Source organism: Bacillus cereus group sp. BfR-BA-01430 (assembly GCF_022663115.1).
Taxonomy (GTDB): domain Bacteria; phylum Bacillota; class Bacilli; order Bacillales; family Bacillaceae_G; genus Bacillus_A; species Bacillus_A cereus_BD.
The window spans coordinates 1-19,765 of sequence record NZ_JAKUEW010000002.1; the positions used below are offsets into that span (position 1 = coordinate 1).

Here is a 19,765-nt window from a genome sequence, read left to right on the forward strand (position 1 = left end):
CCGTTCAAATAACGTAGAACGATTTGTATTTTTTCATCAGCTGTAAATTTAGCCATAGAAAAACTGCACCTCCAATTGTTAGACTGTGTCTAACAATTGGGGTGCAGTTCAAATCCCCTTGCTCTTTTTTGTTTACATATACGAAAATAACAGGGAAACATATAGTAGCGGCGAATATATGTATCGTTAGACTGATGTAAGAAGAAAATAAAAGGGAGAGAAGGGGATGACGCAGTTTGAACCTGGTATTCACCATATTGAATTTTGGGTAGCAAATTTAGAGGAGTCTATGCTGTTTTATAGTAAATTGTTCGCTATCATTGGGTGGCGACAGTTAAACAAATATGCATTTAGTACGGGAAGTACGGAAATATATTTTAAGGAAGTAGATGAAAGGGTAGTAAGAACATTAGGACCAAGGCATATTTGTTATCAGGCTATTAGTAGGAACGTAGTTGATGAAGTAGCGAAATTTGTTAGAAATATAGAAGTAGTAGTAATTCGTGGACCGATTGAAATGAATCATTATGCAGAGGGGTACTATACGATAGATTTTTATGATCCAAATGGTTTTATAGTAGAGGTCGCTTATACACCTAATGTAGAAATATAAGATACGATTTTAATTATAAAATCATAGAGGGAAGCAAGGATTCCCTCTATGATTCAGGTCATTCACGTCCTTTTGTAAATGTAAGAGGCTCAGTACTTAGCATTTGTGGTAAGTGTAATTGTAAAGTAGGAAACTCACCGTGTATATTGATGTCATAGGCAAATAATATATTCATTTTTGTTTGGAACAAGGTAACTGTAGTAACGAATACGTCGTAATGATAATGTTGTAGTTGCATTTCTATATCCATAAATTGTACATATAACGAGTCACCTTGTTTGTATACTGTTAACAGGCCATATGCAGGATGCTTAAATGTTCCAGTATAGTCATCTAACTTGCGAGAAGATACCGTCCCTTTTATTTGCTTAGGCAGCGATTCAATTGATTCTTTCATCATTTCTTTCATTTTTTCACTATCTTCTACTGCACGTTTATGCCAGTTTATGTTTTCTAAACCGAGTAGTTTATCGTAAATATAGTTTGTAAGGTAAATAGGAAGTAATGTATTGCCGGAGTTTGTTAATACGATAATTCCTATATTTTCGTTTGGCATAAATGATATAAGTGACGTAAATCCATCAATATTGCCGCCATGGTGAATCAGTTTATAACCACGATAGGCACTAATAAACCAACCTCGCCATCTTTTATTACTGCTATAGCAGCGCCGGGGACGTGTAAATCGTTCATCATCATTTTAACTTTCGTTTGTAAGTTGTTTATAACAGGAGTTTCAATTTTCGCCATCGCTTTAACCTCCAAATATATTTTTTCTTCCCGTGCTAGTATTTTGATCATTGAGAGTGAAAACCTTTTGGATATGGAAAAATTAAGGGATTTTTAATAATCGATAAAGTGGGTATTTAGAATCTTTCGATATTTAAACGAATTTAAAATATAAATATTTTGAGTGAGAACTTTGTAAATGTATGCATGATTGTTTTTAATATGATAAACTCCATATAGATATAGATGCGAAAGAGGGTTTTTCTTATATATGAAACATGCTGAATATGAATATTTAAATTTATGCCGCCATGTCATGGAGCATGGTACGAAAAAAGAGGATCGTACAGGAACAGGAACGGTATCTGTATTTGGATATCAAATGCGCTTTAATCTTAGTAAAGGGTTCCCTTTATTAACGACAAAGCGAGTTCCATTTCGTCTTGTTGCAAGTGAGTTACTTTGGTTTATGAAAGGTGATACAAATATTCGTTATTTATTGCAACATAATAATAATATTTGGAATGAATGGGCGTTTAAAAATTGGGTAGAAAGTGCTGAATATAAAGGACCGGACATGACGAATTTCGGACTGCGCTCACAACAAGATGAAGCATTTAAAAAACAATACGATGAGCAAATGGAAATCTTTAAAAAGAATGTGTTAGAAGATGATGAATTTGCACAGAAGTATGGTTATTTAGGAGATGTATATGGCAAGCAGTGGCGCGCTTGGAAAACGGCTGCTGGTGAAACGATTGATCAATTAAAAGATGTAATTGAAATGATTAAGAAAACACCGGATTCTCGCCGCTTGATTGTTTCGGCATGGAATCCTGAAGATGTACCAAATATGGCACTTCCGCCATGCCATACATTATTCCAATTTTATGTAGCAGATGGAAAGCTTTCATGTCAATTATATCAACGAAGTGGAGATATTTTCTTAGGCATTCCATTTAACATTGCAAGCTATTCGCTGTTAACGCATTTAATTGCTCATGAGTGTGGTCTTGAAGTAGGAGAATTTGTTCATACAATTGGCGATGCACATATTTACACAAATCATTTTGAACAAGTGAAGAAGCAATTAGCACGTGAACCACGTCCATTTCCAACATTAAAATTAAATTCAGATGTGAAATCTGTTTTTGATTTTGAAATGGAAGATTTAATGATAGAAGGATATGACCCGCATCCAACAATTAAAGCACCAGTTGCAGTCTGATTGTAAGAGGAGATGAAAAGATGATTATTTCATTTATGGTTGCAATGGATGAAAATCGAGTAATTGGTAAAGATAATAAGTTGCCTTGGCATTTACCAAGTGAGTTACAATATGTGAAAAAAACAACAATGGGACACCCCCTTATTATGGGAAGAAAAAATTATGAAGCCATTGGAAGACCGCTTCCTGGAAGACGAAATATTATTGTTACACGCAATACAGATTATTACGTGGAAGGCTGTGAGATTGCTCATTCTGTGGAGGAAGTGTTTGAACTTTGTAAAAATGAAGAGGAAATCTTTGTTTTTGGTGGAGCGCAAATTTATGAGCTATTCTTACCGTATGTGGATAAGTTATATATAACGAAGATTCATCATGCCTTTGAAGGGGATACATTCTTTCCGGAAATCGATATGAAAGATTGGAAAGAAGTGTTTGTAGAGAAAGGTGTAACGGACGAGAAGAATCCGTACACATATTACTATCATATATATGAAAAGCAACAATAATAAAAAAGATTGATGTAAATATGTTTATTTGCATCAATCTTTTTATTTACATGGTTAGATGAAAGTTTTTGAATTTGCTTTGAAGATGCTATAATGAGAACGAGTATATGTTTTTTACTATATATGGTTATGAAAGAGAGCATGTATTTCGTTACTTACTAGGAGGAGGAGAATAGATTGAAAAAAATATGGGGGGCTCTTTTTCTTTGTTTCATGCTGGTCTTAGTTGGCTGTGGCAAAGAAGAAAAGCCAATAGATGCATTCCATACATATGCCAAAGCATGGAATAAGCAAAAGTTCGCTGAGATGTATGATCAATTATCAGAAAATGCAAAAAAGACAATTTCTAAAAAAGAGTTTACTGAGAAATACGAGAAAATTTATGCAGGTATTGAGGTTAAAAACTTAAAGGTAGAAACAGGTGAAGGAAGTAAGGAACAAGAAGACAAAGGACCTGTACATTTTAAAGTAAGTATGGATACTGTTGGTGGAAATATTTCATTTTCACACGAAGCGAAAATGGTAAAAGAAAAAAGTGGAGATGAAGAAGTTTGGAAAATAGACTGGACTCCTGATTTTATCTTTCCAGGGATGACAAAAGATAGCAAAATTCGTATGCAAACATTTCAAGCAAAACGCGGTGAAATTTATGATCGCAACGGAAAAGGGCTTGCTATAAATGGAAGAGCATCTCAAGTAAGCATTGTTCCTGGTAACTTAGAAGATAATGCAGCACAGACAAAAGAAACGGTTGCGAAACTATTAAATATGTCCGTAGAAGAGATCGACCAAAAATTAAATGCAAAATGGGTAAAACCAGATTACCTTGTGCCAATTGGCATTTTACAAGAGGGAGTTACTCAAAATGATTTTATTGATTTACCGGGTGTTGCAACTCGTCCTGTAGATGTTCGTACATATCCATTAGGAGAAGCGGCAGCGCATTTAACTGGTTATATTGGGAAAGTAAATGCTGATGATTTAAAGAAACTTGCGAAAAAGGGCTATCAAGCGGATGATCCGGTTGGAAAAGCTGGTTTAGAGCAAGTGTTTGAAGAAAAACTACGTGGTAAAAAAGGTGGGCGCGTCTTTATGGAAGATGCGCAAGGGAAAGAAATCAAAACATTGGTGAAAACGGAAGCAGTAGATGGTGAAAATATCAATTTAACAATTGATAGTACGATTCAAGAAAAGATTTATAATGAAATGAAAGGAGAAGCAGGTTCAAGTGCGGCGATTAATCCGAAAAGCGGTGAGACACTCGCACTTGTTAGTAGTCCAGCTTATAATCCGAATATCATTGCAAGAGGAGCTTCAAAAGCACAACGTGAAGCGTGGGCTAATGATCTGAAAAAGCCGATGACGAATCGATTTACACAGTTATCTGTACCAGGTTCTGTATTTAAGCCTATTACAGGTGCAATTGGTCTTGAAACAAAAATAATTGATCCGAAGGAAGAATTAAAAATTGAAGGATTGAAATGGACGAAAGATTCTTCATGGGGTAACTATTATGTAACACGTGTAAAAGATGCAAGTCCAATTGATTTTGACAAAGCAATGAAGTATTCTGATAACATTTATTTTGCGCAGCAAGCATTAAAAATTGGGAAAGATAAATTTGTAAATGAAGCAAAAAAATTCGGATTTGATGAGAAATTACCAATTGAGTACGGGTTCCCAGCTTCAAAAATTGTGAATGATGGAATGAAAAATGATATTCAAATGGCGGATACAGGATATGGACAAGGTCAAGTATTAATGACGCCTCTTCATTTAGCTTTCACGTATGCACCAATTGTAAATGATGGAACGATACCTTCACCGCACCTTATAAAAACAGAGAAACTACCAAAGGCTTGGAAAGAGAATGTCATTTCTAAAGAAAACCAAGATATATTAAAAACAGCATTAACAAAAGTCATTAATGATCCAGACGGTACAGGGAAAATTGCTAAAATTGATGGCATGACTCTTGCTGGCAAAACAGGAACGGCTGAGTTAAAAGCAGCAAAAGATGCAGAAGGTAAAGAACTTGGATGGTTCGCTGCTTTTGATTTAAATGCACCTGACATGGTTGTTACAATGATGATTGAAGATGTAAAAGGTCGAGGTGGAAGTAATATTCCAGCTGAGAAAGTAAAGCATGTTTTTCAAAAGTGATAGGTAATGAGAGAGCTATCTTTATTTAAAGTAGAGATAGCTCTTTTTAAGGCTAACATTTATAAATGTTATAACGGGATATTGTGAAACTGAATAACTTATTAACTTACGAAAAAAAAGTAACTATTTTTCGTTGACAAAGAGAAAATCTTTTTGTATTATACTTACATAAGGTAAGTAATTTACTTTTAAAAAACAAATCTCAAATTAAAGATAAATGTATAAAGGGAGAGAATATAATGACAAAAGTTCTATTTATTACAGCAAATCCAAATTCAGCAGAAACATCTTTCGGTATGGCAGTAGGTGAAGCTTTTATCGAAGCATATAAAAATGAAAATCCACAACATGAAGTTGTAACAATCGATTTATTTAACACAACAGTACCAGTAATTGATGCAGATGTATTTGCAGCTTGGGGCAAGTTTGCAGCAGGTGAAGGTTTTGAAGCATTAACTGAAAACCAACAACAAAAAATTGCAGCAATGAACACAAACTTAGAAACATTTATGAATGCAGATCGTTATGTATTTGTAACACCAATGTGGAACTTCGGTTACCCACCAGTAATGAAAGCATACTTAGATAACATTGCTATTGCAGGTAAAACATTTAAATATACTGAAAATGGTCCAGTAGGATTATTAGAAGGTAAAAAAGCACTTCATATCCAAGCTACAGGTGGCATTTACTCTGAAGGTGACTATGCAGCAGTAGACTTTGGTCGTCAACACTTAAATACTGTATTAGGATTTATCGGTGTATCTGACACAGAATACCTTGCAGTTGAAGGTATGAATGCAAATCCTGAAAAAGCACCAGAAATTAAAGAAGCAGCAATTGCTAAAGCACGCGAATTAGCAAAACGTTTCTAATATAGAAAACTCAAAAATGTCCAAACGCTTGTCGTTTGGACATTTTTTCTTCTTTTTCCCTCGTTTGTCTAGTATAATGAAGGACGGAATGATAATAGGTGGGGGTTTTGTATGATTCAAACGTTTTTTAAAGTTTTATATTTAATTGTAATTGTAATCGGTATTACACCGAGATTGTGGCGCATTCAAAAGAAAGCAAATACACTATCGCCACAAGAGAAAGATCGCCTTGTGTATAAAACAACAAATTGGTTTGGAAAAAAGATGGTTCGTGCAGCTGGAGCTGGATCGACTGTAGAGGTGAAAGGGCTTGAAAATGTACCGAAAGATCAACCGGTACTTGTTGTAAGTAATCATCAAAGTAATATGGATATTCCTGTTTTACTAGGATATTTAAATAAACCGATTGGATTTGTTTCTAAGGCAGAAATTAAAAAAATTCCGATTGTACCAGCTTGGATGGAATTAATGAATTGTGTGTTTATGGATCGTAGTAATCGCCGTCAATCTCTTCAAGCGATTAAAGAGGGGATTGAACTATTAAAAAAGGGCCACTCTCTCGTAATTTTTCCAGAAGGAACACGCAGTAAAGGTGGCGAAATAGGTGAGTTTAAAGCAGGGAGTTTTCACCTTGCAATCAAATCGGGAGTAGCTATTTTACCGGTCACGATAGAGGGAACATATAAGATGTTCGAAGCGAATGGAAATAGACTGAAACCAGCGCATGCAACGCTTACCATTTCAAAACCAATTACACCTGAGCAATATGGAAATATGGATGTTAAAGAATTAACGCAGTATACAAAGGATATGATTGCTGCTCCATTACATAAGTAATAAAAAAATCTCAGCTTTTTCAAGCTGAGATTTTTTTATGCGACAGGTAACACGTAAAATAATACGCAGAAGAACATCATTGTACTACCACCTAATACGAATAGATGCCATATTGCATGATTGAACGGTAGTTTTTCCCACAGGAAGAAAATAGCACCGACTGAATAGAGAATACCCCCAATTAAAAGGAGAGAAAATCCGTGTCCAGTTAAGTTTTCATAAAGGGGCTTAATAGCTACTATAATGAGCCATCCCATAATAACGTAGCAAAGTGTTGACATTTTAATAAAGCGGCGTACAAAGAAAATCTTAAAGATAATCCCCCCAATCGCTAATGTCCAAATAATAGCAAGAAGTGTCCAGCCAAGAGGGCCGCGTAACGTAATGAGTAAAAAAGGTGTATACGTTCCGGCTATTAATAAGTAAATAGCAGAATGATCTAAAATGGTAAAGACCTTTTCAACTTTTGGATGGTGAATGCTATGTAATAATGTTGAAAATAAATATAGTAGAAACATGCTTACACCATAGACTGTAAAAGCGATAATGGCAGAAGCTGTACCGTGTTTTGAAGCATGGATAATTAATATGATTAATGCGGGTATGCTTAAAATAGCACCAATTCCGTGAGTAATCGCATTCGCAATTTCTTCTTTTACGAACTGTGTCATTTTTGTTATCTTTTGTGTCATAATTTAATCCCTTCCATCGATAAAATCAATTATTATCTCTTTAAACATATCATATGCAATAAAAATAGGAAATGAAATTTGTATAATTGATTATATTTTTTAATTTTTTTGACAAAATATAATGGATACGTTGACGTTTACAAACTTTTTTGACAAAATGAGATTATGGGATAGTAGAAGGGAAAAATCGAGTAAGAAGGGGATGGGGAAATGTTATCAAATATTGGCTTTCCGGGATTAATTTTAATTTTAGTAGCCATACTTATATTATTTGGTCCGAAAAAATTACCAGAAATCGGACGGTCTTTAGGTGAAACATTAAAAGAATTTAAAAAATCAACGAGAGAGTTAACAGATGATGCGTTTCAGGAGAAAGAAAAAAAGTAAATTATAGTAAAACGCGATATAAAAAATTTAAAAAGAAGGAATAGGAGAGAACACCTATGCATAGAAAGGGAGAGTGCTTTTTAAAAATACTCTTCTTGTTTGTATAATCAGGGTTTATGATTGATATATGAAAGACGATTTCAACGAGAGAGTGTAGTAGGATTTTTGCTAGATTTGGTGAGAAAAGTGTGGTGAACGAGATGGAAGATCGAGAGATGAGTATAGTAGAACATATCGTAGAACTTCGAAAACGTCTAATAATTACTATTTTATCGTTTATCGTATTTTTAGTAGTTGGTTTTGTTTTTACGAAAGATATTTATTTTTGGTTAGTAAAAGATTTACCGATGAAGCTGACAGTTCTCGGTCCGAGTGATGTATTATGGATCTTTTTCTCGATTGCTACTGTATTCGCCATTGTTTGTACAATTCCGATTGCAGCAATGCAAATTTGGTTGTTTGTAAAACCGGGATTGCATCCGCGTGAGCAGAAAATGACATTAATGTATATTCCTACATTATGTGTATTATTTATAGCGGGTTTATGTTTTGGATATTTTATTGTAATGCCATTTTTATTTCATTTTTTAACAACAATCGGAAATGAAATGTTTCATACGATGTTTACGACAGAGAAATATTTTCATTTTGTATTAAATTTAACAATTCCATTTGCGGTTATATTTGAATTACCAGTCATTGTTATGTTTTTAACAAGCATAGGTTTATTAACAGCGGAATTTCTGCAAAAAGTCAGAAGATATGCTTACGTTATATTAATCATTCTTGCTGCTTGTATATCGCCACCAGATTTTTTATCACATAGCTTAGTGGCTGTACCTCTTATTTGTATTTATGAAATAAGTATTGCTATATCTAAATTTGTAAGTAGAAGGAAGAAAAGAAGAGAAGAAGTACACTCAAAAAGTGCCTCATTATAAAGGTACTTTTTGAGTGTATTTGTTATACTATGTTTATAATCGCATACAATATAAAAAAAGAAAAAAATTATAGAATCTCCGAAATTTAGACAAACTTTTCACCTTTGTAAGTTTATACTGAAGTTACAAATCCAATAAAAAAGAGGATTGATATTGTGATTATGAAAAGTTTTTACTTTACTCATTCAACAGGAAATTGTATTAAAATATTCGAAATACCGGTTTTACAAGCACATCATCCATTAGCGTTTCTGATTCAGTCGCGCCTCCAATTATTTATCACAAAAATTCAAAAACAAAAACACCCGAGGGTCTCATACTCTTTCCGAGAATATTTACAAAGTTGTTTAAAGTGGAATGATTATTCAAATGTATATCAAACAAATACGCTTGAAAAAAATGCATGATGGAAATACTGGCAGAGCAAATGAGCTCTGCCGTTTTCTTTTTGGACATAAAACAGAAGATTTTTACTGAAAAATGCTTTCAAATGGTTGAAAGCATTAGGAATACTAGTATAATAACAAGGAGAGCGTATTGGAAAGGGAAGAAGTAAAATATGCAAAAAATTAAAATTGTAACAGATTCAACGGCAGATTTATCACAAGATGTGATTGAGAAATATGATATTCATGTAATCCCATTATCTATTTCTGTAAATGGACAAACGTATTTAGATAGAATAGATATACAACCAGATGAATTTATTGAAGAAATGATGAAGTCAGAGGAATTACCAAAAACATCACAACCTGCTATGGGATCATTTGTTGAAATGTATGAAAATTTAGGAGAAGATGGTAGCCAAGTTCTTTCCATTCATATGACGGGTGGGATGAGCGGTACAGTTGCAACCGCGAATAGCGCAGCATCCATGACAGACACAAAAGTAACAGTTGTCGATTCTCAATTTATTACGCATGGGTTGGCATATCAAGTCCTTGAGGCAGCCAAGATGGTACAAGAAGGTCGTTCATTAGAAGAAATTTTAAACCGTCTTGATGAAGTAAGAAAAAACACTCGTTTATATGTTGTTGTAGATACGCTAGAAAATTTAGTAAAAGGTGGGCGTATCGGAAAAGGGAAAGCCTTCATTGGTTCATTATTAAATATTAAACCAATTGCTAGCCTTGAAGATGGAGTTTATAATCCTGTTACGAAAGTACGTAGCCAAGGGCAAATTGTAAAAACATTAGCGAAATTGTTTGAACAAGATATAGCTGGAAAGACTGTGAAGGCAGTAGCAATTCCACATGCAAAAGCACTTCCGCTTGCAGAAAGTGTAAAAGCTGCTGTTGAGAAAGTAAGCGGATTTACACAATCAGAGATTTTTTATACAACACCAATTATCAGTACGCATACAGGCCCAGGAGCAATCGGTTTTATGTATTTAGCTGAGTAGAAAAAAGCTACTTGAAATTTTTATTCAAGTAGCTTTTTTAACTGTATAAAAAATAAGAAATAAGCAGAGCTATACAAGCACTTCCACTCATAATAAATCGTGTTTGTAAGTATTCTTTCATCTAAACACCTTCCGCTTTTTTTCTATATAATGTATTTTCAAGAAAAAAGGTTATGCTTGGAAAGGTTCTAAAATTTTTTTAACTTCTGCATGATTCAGTAGGGAAGAATATAGAAATGTTTGCCCAAGAAATAGCACATGTAAGTGTTCCCAAGGCAACATACGCAAATTCCAATTATTGCGAAGACGTGTGATAGCTTCCCTCGGCGTTTCATCTGCAAGCGCAAATGCTCCATAATGCATTGGAATGAAGTGAGTTGCATTTACGTCTAAATAGGCCTGTACGGCTTCCTCAGGTGAGACATGAGAGACTTTCATAAACCATTCTGGTTCATAGGCACCAATCGGCATGAGTGCGACATCAATCGAGAAGCGTTTTCCAATTTCCTTAAATCCTCGAAAATAGCCGCTATCTCCACAGAAATAAATGGTTTCGTCCGCTGTTTCATTGTGAATTATCCAACCACCCCAGTGAGAAGTGTTCATATCAAACAGTGATCGCCTCGTCCAGTGTTGAGCTGGAACAAAATGAAAAGAGACCTCATCAATTGTTGCAGATTCCCACCAGTTATACTCTTCTACACGCGTAAACTTCTTTCGTAAAAATAATTTTTTAAGTCCCGCAGGTACTAAATATAGAACGTCATTGTTTAGTTGGCGGAGTGTTGAAAAGTCTAAATGGTCGTAATGCCCATGTGAGATAAGCACAATATCAATATTAGGTAGTTCTTGTAGTGAGAGTCCAGGCTCTGTAAGTCGCGGTATAAACTTTAATTTTTTTGCCCAGACAGGATCCGTTAAAATATTTAATCCGTTTGTTTGAATGAAGAAAGTGGAATGTCCGATCCATGTAATAGTCGTTTGTTCATTGTTCTTTCGTAAAAATTCAACTTGTTTTACAGGTGATTGTTCCACAAGAAATGAAAAATCTTTTTTGCCTAAATTACGTTCTTTTCGCCACTTTAAAAACGAACGAATCGATTTTTTTGTAGTAACGGTATCCATGTTTTCGTAGCGTTTCGCCATGAACATCACCTCATTTAAAATCTTTGTAGTTGTATTGTATCGAAATCTTGTAAAGGAAAACAGTGGAAATCATTGATGAATCATTAAAAAGTTGTAAAGAATGGTTTGAACTTCTTTACAAAATCAGCATATATTTGTTGGAAGTATGCAATGTAAAAATATTGTAAGGAAATAATATTAGTAAATAATGAAATGTTTGTCCAGTTATTTACTTGCAAATGAAACGAATCTCTATAAATTCGTACGATTTCGTGAACAAATAGGATAAACAATTTTCTCATGGTGTTTACTTTTGTTATGATAAACTTAAAACACATATTAAGGAAAGAGAAAAGAGGTTTGAAAATGAAGCGTTATCAAAAGCTGATTGGTCTCATAGTTGTTTTTTGCTTCTTTATACTTGCAGGATGCGGCTCAGGAGCAAAACTCCGTAAACCATTAAATTGGGATTTAGAAACTTTTCAATATATAAATCAAGATGGAAAACAGTTTGGAACAAAAGATTTAAAAGGAAAAGTATGGGTAGCTGACTTTATGTTTACGAATTGCCAAACAGTTTGTCCACCGATGACTGCTAATATGGCTAAATTACAAAAAATGGCAAAAGAACGAAAGTTAGATGTTCAATTTGTTTCGTTTAGCGTAGACCCTGAAGTAGATAAGCCGGAGAATTTAAAAGCATTTATACAAAAGTTCACGAATGACACAAGTAATTGGAATTTATTGACGGGTTATACATTAGAAGATGTAAAGAAATTTTCAAAAAATAATTTTCAATCTCTTGTTGATAAGCCAGAGAATGGTCAAGTGATTCATGGAACATCATTTTATCTAATTGATCAAAATGGGAAAGTAATGAAAAAGTATAGTGGAATTAGTAATACTCCATATGAAGATATATTGCGTGATATGAAACGGCTATTGGATTAAAAGAAGGATGCTCAGCATCCTTCTTTTTAAAATGTATTCACTTGTAAGTTATTCGATGGATAAAATATCATGTTGCTGCGGAAGCTTTAGGGCACGAATTTCTAATACACCATTTTGATAAGTAGCTTTTGCGGTCTTTTTATTTATTAAATAAGGTAATTTAATAATACGAGAAGATTCTGAAACAGAGCGTTCACGGCGATAATAATTATGCGAAGCTTTTTCTTCTGTTTCCTCAAGAATATCTTCCGTTACAGAAACCTTTAAGTATTCACTCTGCATTTCAATTTGTATTTGTTCCTTTTGAACACCTGGGAGTTCAGCTGTAATAACAAGTTCTTCACCGGCTTCATATAAATCAACGGGGAATGTTAATAAACGATTTCCCTTTTGGAAAAAATGATTCAAATCAGCGATTACGTTGCGAAGAGGTGTCTGTTCGAAAAAATCATCAATTTGTTTCAAATAATTTCGGACTGGCGGACGTGAAGAAGACTCTTTTTGTTCTTCGCTCATGACGATCCCTCCTAGAAATCAATTTGCAATATCATATGACAAAAGTGGAGAAATGTGAGTGCCTATTTTTCAGGTTTATATGAAAAAGTGCTAAAAATGTGAAACGGAGTGATTTTTTTATAGTTTTTGTCGCCATATTGAGTTGATTATGCTAGTATAAATAGGGTTGATATAGTAGTATAGAAACAGAATGAAAACTGAAAGAGGGTAAGAAGTATGTGTGGTTTTGTAGGATGTTTATGTGAAAACCCTAGAGAGTTTTCAGAAACAGAAAAACATCAATTTGAAAATATGAACACGATTATTTTCCATCGTGGTCCAGATGACGAAGGATATTTTCGTGATGAGCATGTACAATTTGGCTTCCGCCGTTTAAGTATCATTGACTTAGAGGCAGGACATCAGCCGCTAACTTATGAAAATGATCGATATGTAATTATTTTTAATGGTGAGATTTACAACTATGTAGAATTGCGTGAAATGCTACTAGAGAAAGGTGCAACATTCGCAACGCAATCTGACACTGAAGTAATTATTGCATTATATGCACATATGAAAGAAAAGTGTGTGGATTACCTTCGCGGTATGTTTGCATTTATGATCTGGGATCGTGAAGAGAAAAAACTTTTCGGAGCACGTGATCATTTTGGAATCAAACCTCTTTACATTGCAACACAAGGGGATACAACTTTCTTTGCATCTGAAAAGAAAAGCATTATGCATGTCATGCAAGATAAAGGGGTAAACCCAACTTCGCTACAACATTACTTTACGTATCAATATGGGCCAGAACCAGAAACATTAACAACGGATATCAATAAAATTGAACCTGGCCATTATTTTGTAAAAGAAATTGGTAAAGAAATGGAGATTCATCGTTACTGGAAGCCATATTTTAAGGCTTCAAACGCAACGAAAGAAGAGCATATTCAAGCGATTCGCGATGTACTATATGATTCAGTAAAAGTGCATATGCGCAGTGATGTACCAGTAGGTTCATTCTTATCTGGGGGTATTGATTCATCTATTATTGCTTCTATCGCAAAAGAAATGAATCCAAATCTTCTAACGTTCTCTGTTGGTTTTGAACGCCGCGGCTTTAGTGAAGTAGACGTGGCGAAGGAAACTGCTGAGAAGTTAGGTGTGAAAAACTATAGTGTATTTGTAACAGCACAAGAGTTTATGAATGAATTCCCGAAAATTATGTGGCATATGGATGATCCATTAGCGGATCCAGCAGCAGTACCATTGTACTTCGTTGCAAAAGAAGCACGTAAACATGTAACAGTTGTTCTTTCTGGTGAAGGTTCAGACGAACTGTTTGGTGGCTATAATATTTACCGCGAGCCAAATTCTTTAAAAATGTTCTCTTACATTCCTACTCCAGGAAAAGCTGTTTTAAAAGCTTTGAGCGGAGCGCTTAAAGAAGGATTTAAAGGAAAAAGCTTCCTAGAGCGTGGATGTACACCAATTGAAGAGCGTTACTATGGCAATGCAAAAATCTTCCGTGAAGAAGAAAAAGCAGCATTCATGAAGCATTACAATGAAAGTATTAACTATATGGATATCACGAAACCATTGTATAACGAAATTAAAGATTATGATGATGTAAGTAAAATGCAATATATTGACATGTACACATGGTTACGTGGAGACATTTTATTAAAAGCGGATAAAATGACAATGGCAAATTCATTAGAGCTTCGTGTACCATTTTTAGATAAAGAAGTATTTGACGTTGCTTCTAAAATACCAACAGAATTAAAAATTGCTAACGGAACAACAAAAGCGATTTTACGTGAAGCAGTACGCGGAATTGTGCCAGACCATGTACTAGATCGTAAGAAACTAGGCTTCCCAGTACCAATTCGTCACTGGTTAAAAGATGAAATGCATGACTGGGCTGTTAATATTATTAAAGAAAGCAAAACAGAGCATTTAATCGATAAGCAATATGTATTAAACTTACTAGAAGCGCATTGTGCGGATCAAGGCGATTATAGCCGTAAAATTTGGACAGTATTAGCATTTATGGTATGGCATCAAATCTTTGTTGAACATAAATATGATACAAATGACTTCCATGAAGAAACAAAGCGTGCATATAGCTTAGTTTAATTTTGAAAAACCTTAAGGTCACGTTTGATCTTAAGGTTTTTTTCATAAATACACACTATACTTGATACAATAAGAATAAAAGGATGGACAACGTATGATTACATTTGAAAAAGTAAATGCAGATACAAAAGAAGCGGTTAAGGAGATGTTTGCTTCCCACGGCTTAGAGACAGAGGAAGTGCAATATTGTATAAAAGCTGATGATACATATATTGGTGTAATTGGTTATGTCGTTCAAGATAAGCGTGCACAATTATCTCATTTTGTCATTCATTTTGATTATCAAGGTTATGGATATGGTACGAATGCTTATTTTACATTTGAGGAGATGATGAAACATAGACAAATAAAAGAGATAAAAGTAGCAATCCAATATGTAAATGATAAAGCAAGAGCTTTTCTTGAAGGAGTAGGTTTTACGTTAGACGAAAATGGATACATAAAACGTTTTTAACTGAATGTAAGGCAGGTGGGGGAATGTCGATCACAACCAGTCTTGTATTAATAGGGAGTTGTTTTTTTATTGCAGAAATGTGCCAACTTTTCATTCGAAGAAATAGGCGAATGAAACGCAAGCCATACGAATGGCAATATACGCCGTTTTTTTTCGTTTTATTGATTACTTTACTTTTGTTGCAAAATATCATTCATTTTCCACCGCTGTTAAGTATTATTTTGAAATTTGGCTTATTATATAGCGGAATTGGGCTCCTCATTTTATTTTGTCTATTTTGTATACGCCATACTCATTATCAATCTTACATATTTATTTTAAATTGGTTAAACAGAGATGATAACAACCGCCATATATAAGGCGGTTTCGTATGTACATAAAATGGTAAAAAAGTGGATTGTTTCCTAGTGTAGATAGAAGAAAGGAAGAGTGCTGAAGGGAAGAATAGAGATCGTAATCCATTTATAGTATGCGGTTTTATAGATTGAAATATCAGAAAATTATTTCTATTCAAAAGGAGTAGGTGTACAATAGAAGTAATATGTTGTAAAGAGGTGAAAGAATTGACAGGTGCTTATAAAGAGTGGATTTTGTTTAATGGAAAAATTGTAAACATAAAGCAAGAAAGGCCGATGATAGAGTTAGAAGAGCGCGGATTGCAGTTTGGAGATGGGATTTACGAAGTGTTTCGATTGTATAACGGAAAACCACATTTACTAGAGTTACATTTGGAAAGATTTTTTGCATCTATGAAAGAAATTCATTTGATTCCCCCTTTTACAAAAGAAGAACTTACCGAGCAGCTTCAACAGTTGATTGAGAAAAATCAATGTAAGGAAGATGGGAATGTATATCTTCAAATTTCACGAGGTGTTCAATCTCGGGATCATGTATATGACTCGAATTTACAAGCTACCTATTTTGCAAACATTGTCTCATATCCAAGACCAACTCAAACTATGGAAGAAGGGATAAAAGTTACGGTAGAAGAAGATATTCGTTGGAAGTTGTGCCGTATTAAATCCTTAAATCTTCTTCCTAACATTATGATTAAAAATAAAATTCATGAGCAAGGGTATCAAGAAGCGATACTTATTCGAGATGGAGTTGTTACGGAAGGGTGTCATTCTAATTTCTTTATCGTAAAGAATAATAGATTGATTACACATCCTGCAGATCAGTTTATTTTACATGGAATTACCCGTCATCATGTGATTTCATTGGCAAAGTCTTTACGTATTGAAGTGGAGGAGAGAGAATTTTCTTTGCAGGAAGTTTATGAAGCGGATGAATGTTTTTTTACTGCAACCCCTCTTGAAATATTTCCAGTTGTTCAAATAGGAAATGAGCAATTTCGAAATGGAGAAAGAGGACCTATTACAAAAAAATTACAAGCCGCTTATGAAGAAAGTATTGCCCCTTTAAAGGTAACAAATTAAGTATCGCAAGAAAGAAGAAGCTGGATAATCTCCCAGCTTTTTTTCATGATATAATGCAAAGAATAGGATAACTTTTGAAAACGCTATAAAAGGGGATAGTATGATATGAATTATGAAACATTTAAAGAAATAGTTCATGGCCGACGAAGTATACGGAAGTTTACAGAACAAGAAGTATCTGTTCAGGACATAGAGGAAATTATTGATTGTGCTCGCTATGCACCAAGTGATACAAACTCTCAAACATGGGAATTTATTGTGATTATGAATCGAGATAAAATTAAAGATATTGAGAATATGACATGGGAAGCATTACATAAATTGGCTGATCAGGCTGCAAAGAATGGTCAAGAGAAAGCAGGAAAACTGCTCACGCGTTCCTTTGGACCATATGCAACGGCATTTTCTGATGCACCGGTGTTAATTATATGTTTAGCAACACCGTATGAATCTAAATTTCGTGAAAAAATATTTGATCCTATTTCGTTTGTTCCAGATGCAGTATGGGAAGAAGAAGGAATGAAAAGTAGCTGCCTAGCAGCACAAAACTTAATGTTAGCAGCACATGCAAGAGGGCTAGGCACGTGCCCGATGACAGGGCCGGTGCTGTTGGCGCAAAATGAATTACGAGAGTATTTACAAATAGAGCGAGAAAAACAAATAAATATGGTGATTTCATTAGGATATCCGAAAGATCATCCAAAGAAGCTCGCACGAAAAGAAGTAAAGGAGATTACAAAATTCATTTTTTAAGGATGATATGAAAAACAGACATTGCTTTGATCAATGTCTGTTTTCTTTTTCTCATATGAATATTTTCTAAATAGTATGGGTTAAAATGAAATAGAAGGAGGGATTTCCACAAATTTCTTAAAAAATGTAATACTGTTAAAAAAGAAAGTATGATATAGTAATCGCGAATAAACAAGTTTGTTCACGTAAGTGTTAAAAATGAGTTTTAGAACATAAAATTATTTTTGTATAATAAGTGAAAAGGACTAATAGACAGGGGGAATGGATTTTGAAAAAATTCATAATCGCTGGATTGTCTGCTTTATTGCTTATCGGGTGTACTGCACAAAATGAAAGGAAAGAAGTGCAGTCTGTGAAAGAAGAACAAGTTGTAAATGCAAGTGATGAAAATTTAATTCCTTTTCCTAAAGGGGTAAGTCAGATGGGAGCAGGGGAAGTAAAAGTCATTACACCAGATGGTACTTCAGAAAACGGAAATGTACCAACCGTGTTTGTAAAGAAAGATACCTTAATACAACAAGTTGAGGTAGAGCTCACTAATTTTCAAAGTGATAAAGAAACGTTTGTATTCGTAGATGATATATTTGCAGACAAATATCAAGTTACGAATGCAACGCAGACAACAGTGGCATTAAAACAAACAACATTAGAGACTGGGCATCATACAGTTACAGCAGTACAATTTGAAAACAATGATCCCAAAGGAAACGTTGTAAGTTTCAAACAAGCGAAATTTGAAACGCAGCCAGCACCTTAACAAAATATATTAAAAAAAGTACATTACTTGTAACGGTAGTGTACTTTTTTTAATATATTTAGAATGAAAGAGACATAATGATTAGAATCGTTATCATGTTTGTAGGTATTTTGTTTGAAAATGTCGAATATAACATATGGCGTCGTAAAAGCACGTTTTCTATTGTTTAGTATGAAACAAATCGAGATGAGAGTAAGTAGGAACGTGATACATATATCATTCATAGTTTGACGACAAAGTTAAAGAGACAATATAGGGTTTTACATTAGGTTTAAAAAGCAGTAAAAAGACATAATAAAAATCTATTTGACAGTAGGAGTTGAAGGGATATGGGGAAAGAAGCTTTATTAATTGTAGATATGAGTAATGATTTTGTAGCGGATAATGGATCTTTAACTGCTGGTAAACCAGCGCAACAAATTGTACCGTATATTACAGAATTAGCAACTCGTTTTTTAGAAGAAGAGAATATTGTTGTTGTTACAATGGATGCGCACGAGCCTGATGATCCTCATTTTCAATTATGGACGCCCCATAATATTGTGAATACAGAAGGGCAACAATTATACGGTGAATTATATGAATGGTATCAAGAAAATAAAGGAAACGAAAATGTAATTTACGTCCCAAAAACAAATTATAATGCGTTTTTTAAAACAGATTTGGCCGCTACTTTAAAAAACTTGGAAGTTGAAAAAGTACATACTGTTGGAGTATGTACGGATATTTGTGACTTTTTGACAATAGCTGGAGCAGATGCAGAAGGATTTCAAACAGCAATACATAAGCGAGGCGTCGCAACATTTACTGACCTTGGTGAAACTATGATAAATCACATGAAACTTTGTTTTCATACTGAAATCATTGAGTAGAAAATGGAAGAACTCATAAACTAAAACGTAACTGACGGAGAAGGTAATACATGTTATAGAGGATGATTGAAGTGAAAAATTCCGTTTCTGACGGAATTTTTTTATTTTCTTTATTGTCCTTCACATCATGTAACACTTTACAATATAACCAAAGGGAGAGGGGAATTTAGCGAACTTTCAAACGAAACTGGAGTCAGTGTTCGATCACTTTAGTATTATGAAGAAAATAATGTTGTTTTTATTCTACAGAAAAACGAGATAGATTCCAAAAAAATGTGATTCTTTTTAGTGAGATCTTGAATTTCACATACCGTATAGTATAGAAATAATGGAAAAAAGTACATGATCAAATAATCAAGTAAATAGTTTGACCTTTTTTGACCATTTGATATAATAAAGACAGA

At 34.1% G+C, this 19,765-nt stretch carries 22 protein-coding genes and 1 pseudogene; 18 read left to right on the forward strand and 5 right to left on the reverse strand.

What is annotated here, in order from left to right; translation table 11 throughout:
• Nucleotides 1-226 precede the first annotated feature (226 nt).
• Nucleotides 227-613 carry a VOC family protein gene (locus MR058_RS04385; RefSeq protein WP_242142833.1) on the forward strand — a complete coding sequence of 129 codons (387 nt, stop codon included), beginning with the start codon at nt 227-229 and terminating at the stop codon, nt 611-613.
• A gap of 58 nt (nt 614-671) precedes the next feature.
• Here MR058_RS04385 and MR058_RS04390 read toward each other — a convergent pair.
• Nucleotides 672-1,253: pseudogene (locus MR058_RS04390) on the reverse strand (DUF3471 domain-containing protein); the annotation flags it as partial.
• A complete protein-coding gene (locus MR058_RS04395; RefSeq protein ID WP_242142834.1) occupies nt 1,217-1,363 on the reverse strand; it encodes a hypothetical protein in 147 nt (48 codons plus the stop codon). The pseudogene MR058_RS04390 and the gene MR058_RS04395, both read right to left, overlap by 37 nt.
• Nucleotides 1,364-1,613: 250 nt before the next feature.
• Here MR058_RS04395 and MR058_RS04400 point away from each other — a divergent pair, with 250 nt between their 5' ends.
• The 5 genes from MR058_RS04400 (at nt 1,614) to MR058_RS04420 (ending at nt 6,954) form a co-directional block, all read left to right on the forward strand.
• Nucleotides 1,614-2,570: a thymidylate synthase gene (locus MR058_RS04400; protein WP_242142835.1), complete on the forward strand. Its 957-nt coding sequence runs from the start codon at nt 1,614-1,616 to the stop codon at nt 2,568-2,570.
• Between the two features lie 20 nt (nt 2,571-2,590).
• A complete protein-coding gene (locus tag MR058_RS04405) occupies nt 2,591-3,079 on the forward strand; it encodes a dihydrofolate reductase (protein WP_242142836.1) in 489 nt (162 codons plus the stop codon).
• 177 nt (nt 3,080-3,256) lie between these two features.
• On the forward strand, nt 3,257-5,242 hold the full coding sequence (locus tag MR058_RS04410) for a penicillin-binding transpeptidase domain-containing protein (RefSeq protein WP_242142837.1): 1,986 nt from the start codon (nt 3,257-3,259) through the stop codon (nt 5,240-5,242).
• 239 nt (nt 5,243-5,481) lie between these two features.
• Entirely contained in the window at nt 5,482-6,117 is a 636-nt protein-coding gene (locus MR058_RS04415; RefSeq protein WP_242142838.1) for an FMN-dependent NADH-azoreductase, read from the forward strand.
• Nucleotides 6,118-6,228: 111 nt separating this feature from the next.
• Nucleotides 6,229-6,954, forward strand: a complete 726-nt coding sequence (locus MR058_RS04420; RefSeq protein ID WP_242142839.1) for a lysophospholipid acyltransferase family protein — start codon at nt 6,229-6,231, stop codon at nt 6,952-6,954.
• Between the two features lie 35 nt (nt 6,955-6,989).
• On the opposite strand, the gene trhA is transcribed toward MR058_RS04420, so the two are convergent.
• Complete coding sequence (gene trhA / locus MR058_RS04425) at nt 6,990-7,646, reverse strand: PAQR family membrane homeostasis protein TrhA (RefSeq protein WP_242142840.1); 657 nt, start codon at nt 7,644-7,646, stop codon at nt 6,990-6,992.
• A gap of 210 nt (nt 7,647-7,856) precedes the next feature.
• Here trhA and MR058_RS04430 point away from each other — a divergent pair, with 210 nt between their 5' ends.
• From MR058_RS04430 to MR058_RS04445, 4 genes are all read left to right on the forward strand, one after another.
• Nucleotides 7,857-8,033 (forward strand): twin-arginine translocase TatA/TatE family subunit, encoded by a 177-nt coding sequence (locus tag MR058_RS04430; protein WP_012094130.1) that lies wholly within the window; start codon nt 7,857-7,859, stop codon nt 8,031-8,033.
• Between the two features lie 200 nt (nt 8,034-8,233).
• Nucleotides 8,234-8,974, forward strand: a complete 741-nt coding sequence (gene tatC / locus MR058_RS04435) for a twin-arginine translocase subunit TatC (protein WP_242143489.1) — start codon at nt 8,234-8,236, stop codon at nt 8,972-8,974.
• A 155-nt stretch (nt 8,975-9,129) separates the two neighbouring features.
• Entirely contained in the window at nt 9,130-9,381 is a 252-nt protein-coding gene (locus tag MR058_RS04440; RefSeq protein ID WP_242142841.1) for a DUF2535 family protein, read from the forward strand.
• A 152-nt stretch (nt 9,382-9,533) separates the two neighbouring features.
• Nucleotides 9,534-10,376, forward strand: a complete 843-nt coding sequence (locus tag MR058_RS04445; RefSeq protein ID WP_242142842.1) for a DegV family protein — start codon at nt 9,534-9,536, stop codon at nt 10,374-10,376.
• A gap of 171 nt (nt 10,377-10,547) precedes the next feature.
• On the opposite strand, the gene MR058_RS04450 is transcribed toward MR058_RS04445, so the two are convergent.
• Nucleotides 10,548-11,522 carry an MBL fold metallo-hydrolase gene (locus MR058_RS04450; RefSeq protein WP_242142843.1) on the reverse strand — a complete coding sequence of 325 codons (975 nt, stop codon included), beginning with the start codon at nt 11,520-11,522 and terminating at the stop codon, nt 10,548-10,550.
• 345 nt (nt 11,523-11,867) lie between these two features.
• On the opposite strand from MR058_RS04450, the gene MR058_RS04455 reads away from it, so the two are divergent.
• Entirely contained in the window at nt 11,868-12,452 is a 585-nt protein-coding gene (locus MR058_RS04455; RefSeq protein WP_242142844.1) for an SCO family protein, read from the forward strand.
• A gap of 48 nt (nt 12,453-12,500) precedes the next feature.
• Here MR058_RS04455 and MR058_RS04460 read toward each other — a convergent pair whose 3' ends face one another.
• On the reverse strand, nt 12,501-12,968 hold the full coding sequence (locus MR058_RS04460; RefSeq protein WP_242142845.1) for an Hsp20/alpha crystallin family protein: 468 nt from the start codon (nt 12,966-12,968) through the stop codon (nt 12,501-12,503).
• A gap of 216 nt (nt 12,969-13,184) precedes the next feature.
• Here MR058_RS04460 and asnB point away from each other — a divergent pair, with 216 nt between their 5' ends.
• The 7 genes from asnB (at nt 13,185) to MR058_RS04495 (ending at nt 19,361) form a co-directional block, all read left to right on the forward strand.
• Nucleotides 13,185-15,086, forward strand: coding sequence for an asparagine synthase (glutamine-hydrolyzing) (asnB, locus tag MR058_RS04465; protein WP_242142846.1), 1,902 nt, complete (start codon nt 13,185-13,187; stop codon nt 15,084-15,086).
• A 94-nt stretch (nt 15,087-15,180) separates the two neighbouring features.
• Entirely contained in the window at nt 15,181-15,540 is a 360-nt protein-coding gene (locus tag MR058_RS04470) for a GNAT family N-acetyltransferase (RefSeq protein ID WP_242142847.1), read from the forward strand.
• A gap of 23 nt (nt 15,541-15,563) precedes the next feature.
• Nucleotides 15,564-15,899 (forward strand): hypothetical protein, encoded by a 336-nt coding sequence (locus MR058_RS04475; protein WP_242142848.1) that lies wholly within the window; start codon nt 15,564-15,566, stop codon nt 15,897-15,899.
• Nucleotides 15,900-16,103: 204 nt separating this feature from the next.
• Nucleotides 16,104-16,979, forward strand: coding sequence for a D-amino-acid transaminase (dat, locus tag MR058_RS04480; RefSeq protein ID WP_242143490.1), 876 nt, complete (start codon nt 16,104-16,106; stop codon nt 16,977-16,979).
• Between the two features lie 105 nt (nt 16,980-17,084).
• On the forward strand, nt 17,085-17,732 hold the full coding sequence (locus MR058_RS04485; RefSeq protein ID WP_242142849.1) for a nitroreductase family protein: 648 nt from the start codon (nt 17,085-17,087) through the stop codon (nt 17,730-17,732).
• 268 nt (nt 17,733-18,000) lie between these two features.
• On the forward strand, nt 18,001-18,489 hold the full coding sequence (locus MR058_RS04490; protein ID WP_242142850.1) for a hypothetical protein: 489 nt from the start codon (nt 18,001-18,003) through the stop codon (nt 18,487-18,489).
• 329 nt (nt 18,490-18,818) lie between these two features.
• Nucleotides 18,819-19,361, forward strand: a complete 543-nt coding sequence (locus MR058_RS04495; RefSeq protein WP_242142851.1) for a cysteine hydrolase family protein — start codon at nt 18,819-18,821, stop codon at nt 19,359-19,361.
• Nucleotides 19,362-19,765 lie beyond the last annotated feature (404 nt).

Excerpts from the sequence above, each read along its gene's own strand:
- MR058_RS04385 (WP_242142833.1), top strand. The coding sequence starts at position 227 with ATGACGCAGTTTGAACCTGGTATTCACCATATTGAATTTTGGGTAGCA.
- MR058_RS04395 (WP_242142834.1), bottom strand. The coding sequence starts at position 1,363 with ATGGCGAAAATTGAAACTCCTGTTATAAACAACTTACAAACGAAAGTT.
- MR058_RS04400 (WP_242142835.1), top strand. The coding sequence starts at position 1,614 with ATGAAACATGCTGAATATGAATATTTAAATTTATGCCGCCATGTCATG.
- MR058_RS04405 (WP_242142836.1), top strand. The coding sequence starts at position 2,591 with ATGATTATTTCATTTATGGTTGCAATGGATGAAAATCGAGTAATTGGT.
- MR058_RS04415 (WP_242142838.1), top strand. The coding sequence starts at position 5,482 with ATGACAAAAGTTCTATTTATTACAGCAAATCCAAATTCAGCAGAAACA.
- MR058_RS04420 (WP_242142839.1), top strand. The coding sequence starts at position 6,229 with ATGATTCAAACGTTTTTTAAAGTTTTATATTTAATTGTAATTGTAATC.
- trhA (WP_242142840.1), bottom strand. The coding sequence starts at position 7,646 with ATGACACAAAAGATAACAAAAATGACACAGTTCGTAAAAGAAGAAATT.
- MR058_RS04430 (WP_012094130.1), top strand. The coding sequence starts at position 7,857 with ATGTTATCAAATATTGGCTTTCCGGGATTAATTTTAATTTTAGTAGCC.
- tatC (WP_242143489.1), top strand. The coding sequence starts at position 8,234 with ATGGAAGATCGAGAGATGAGTATAGTAGAACATATCGTAGAACTTCGA.
- MR058_RS04445 (WP_242142842.1), top strand. The coding sequence starts at position 9,534 with ATGCAAAAAATTAAAATTGTAACAGATTCAACGGCAGATTTATCACAA.
- MR058_RS04450 (WP_242142843.1), bottom strand. The coding sequence starts at position 11,522 with ATGGCGAAACGCTACGAAAACATGGATACCGTTACTACAAAAAAATCG.
- MR058_RS04455 (WP_242142844.1), top strand. The coding sequence starts at position 11,868 with ATGAAGCGTTATCAAAAGCTGATTGGTCTCATAGTTGTTTTTTGCTTC.
- MR058_RS04460 (WP_242142845.1), bottom strand. The coding sequence starts at position 12,968 with ATGAGCGAAGAACAAAAAGAGTCTTCTTCACGTCCGCCAGTCCGAAAT.
- asnB (WP_242142846.1), top strand. The coding sequence starts at position 13,185 with ATGTGTGGTTTTGTAGGATGTTTATGTGAAAACCCTAGAGAGTTTTCA.
- MR058_RS04470 (WP_242142847.1), top strand. The coding sequence starts at position 15,181 with ATGATTACATTTGAAAAAGTAAATGCAGATACAAAAGAAGCGGTTAAG.
- MR058_RS04475 (WP_242142848.1), top strand. The coding sequence starts at position 15,564 with ATGTCGATCACAACCAGTCTTGTATTAATAGGGAGTTGTTTTTTTATT.
- MR058_RS04485 (WP_242142849.1), top strand. The coding sequence starts at position 17,085 with ATGAATTATGAAACATTTAAAGAAATAGTTCATGGCCGACGAAGTATA.
- MR058_RS04495 (WP_242142851.1), top strand. The coding sequence starts at position 18,819 with ATGGGGAAAGAAGCTTTATTAATTGTAGATATGAGTAATGATTTTGTA.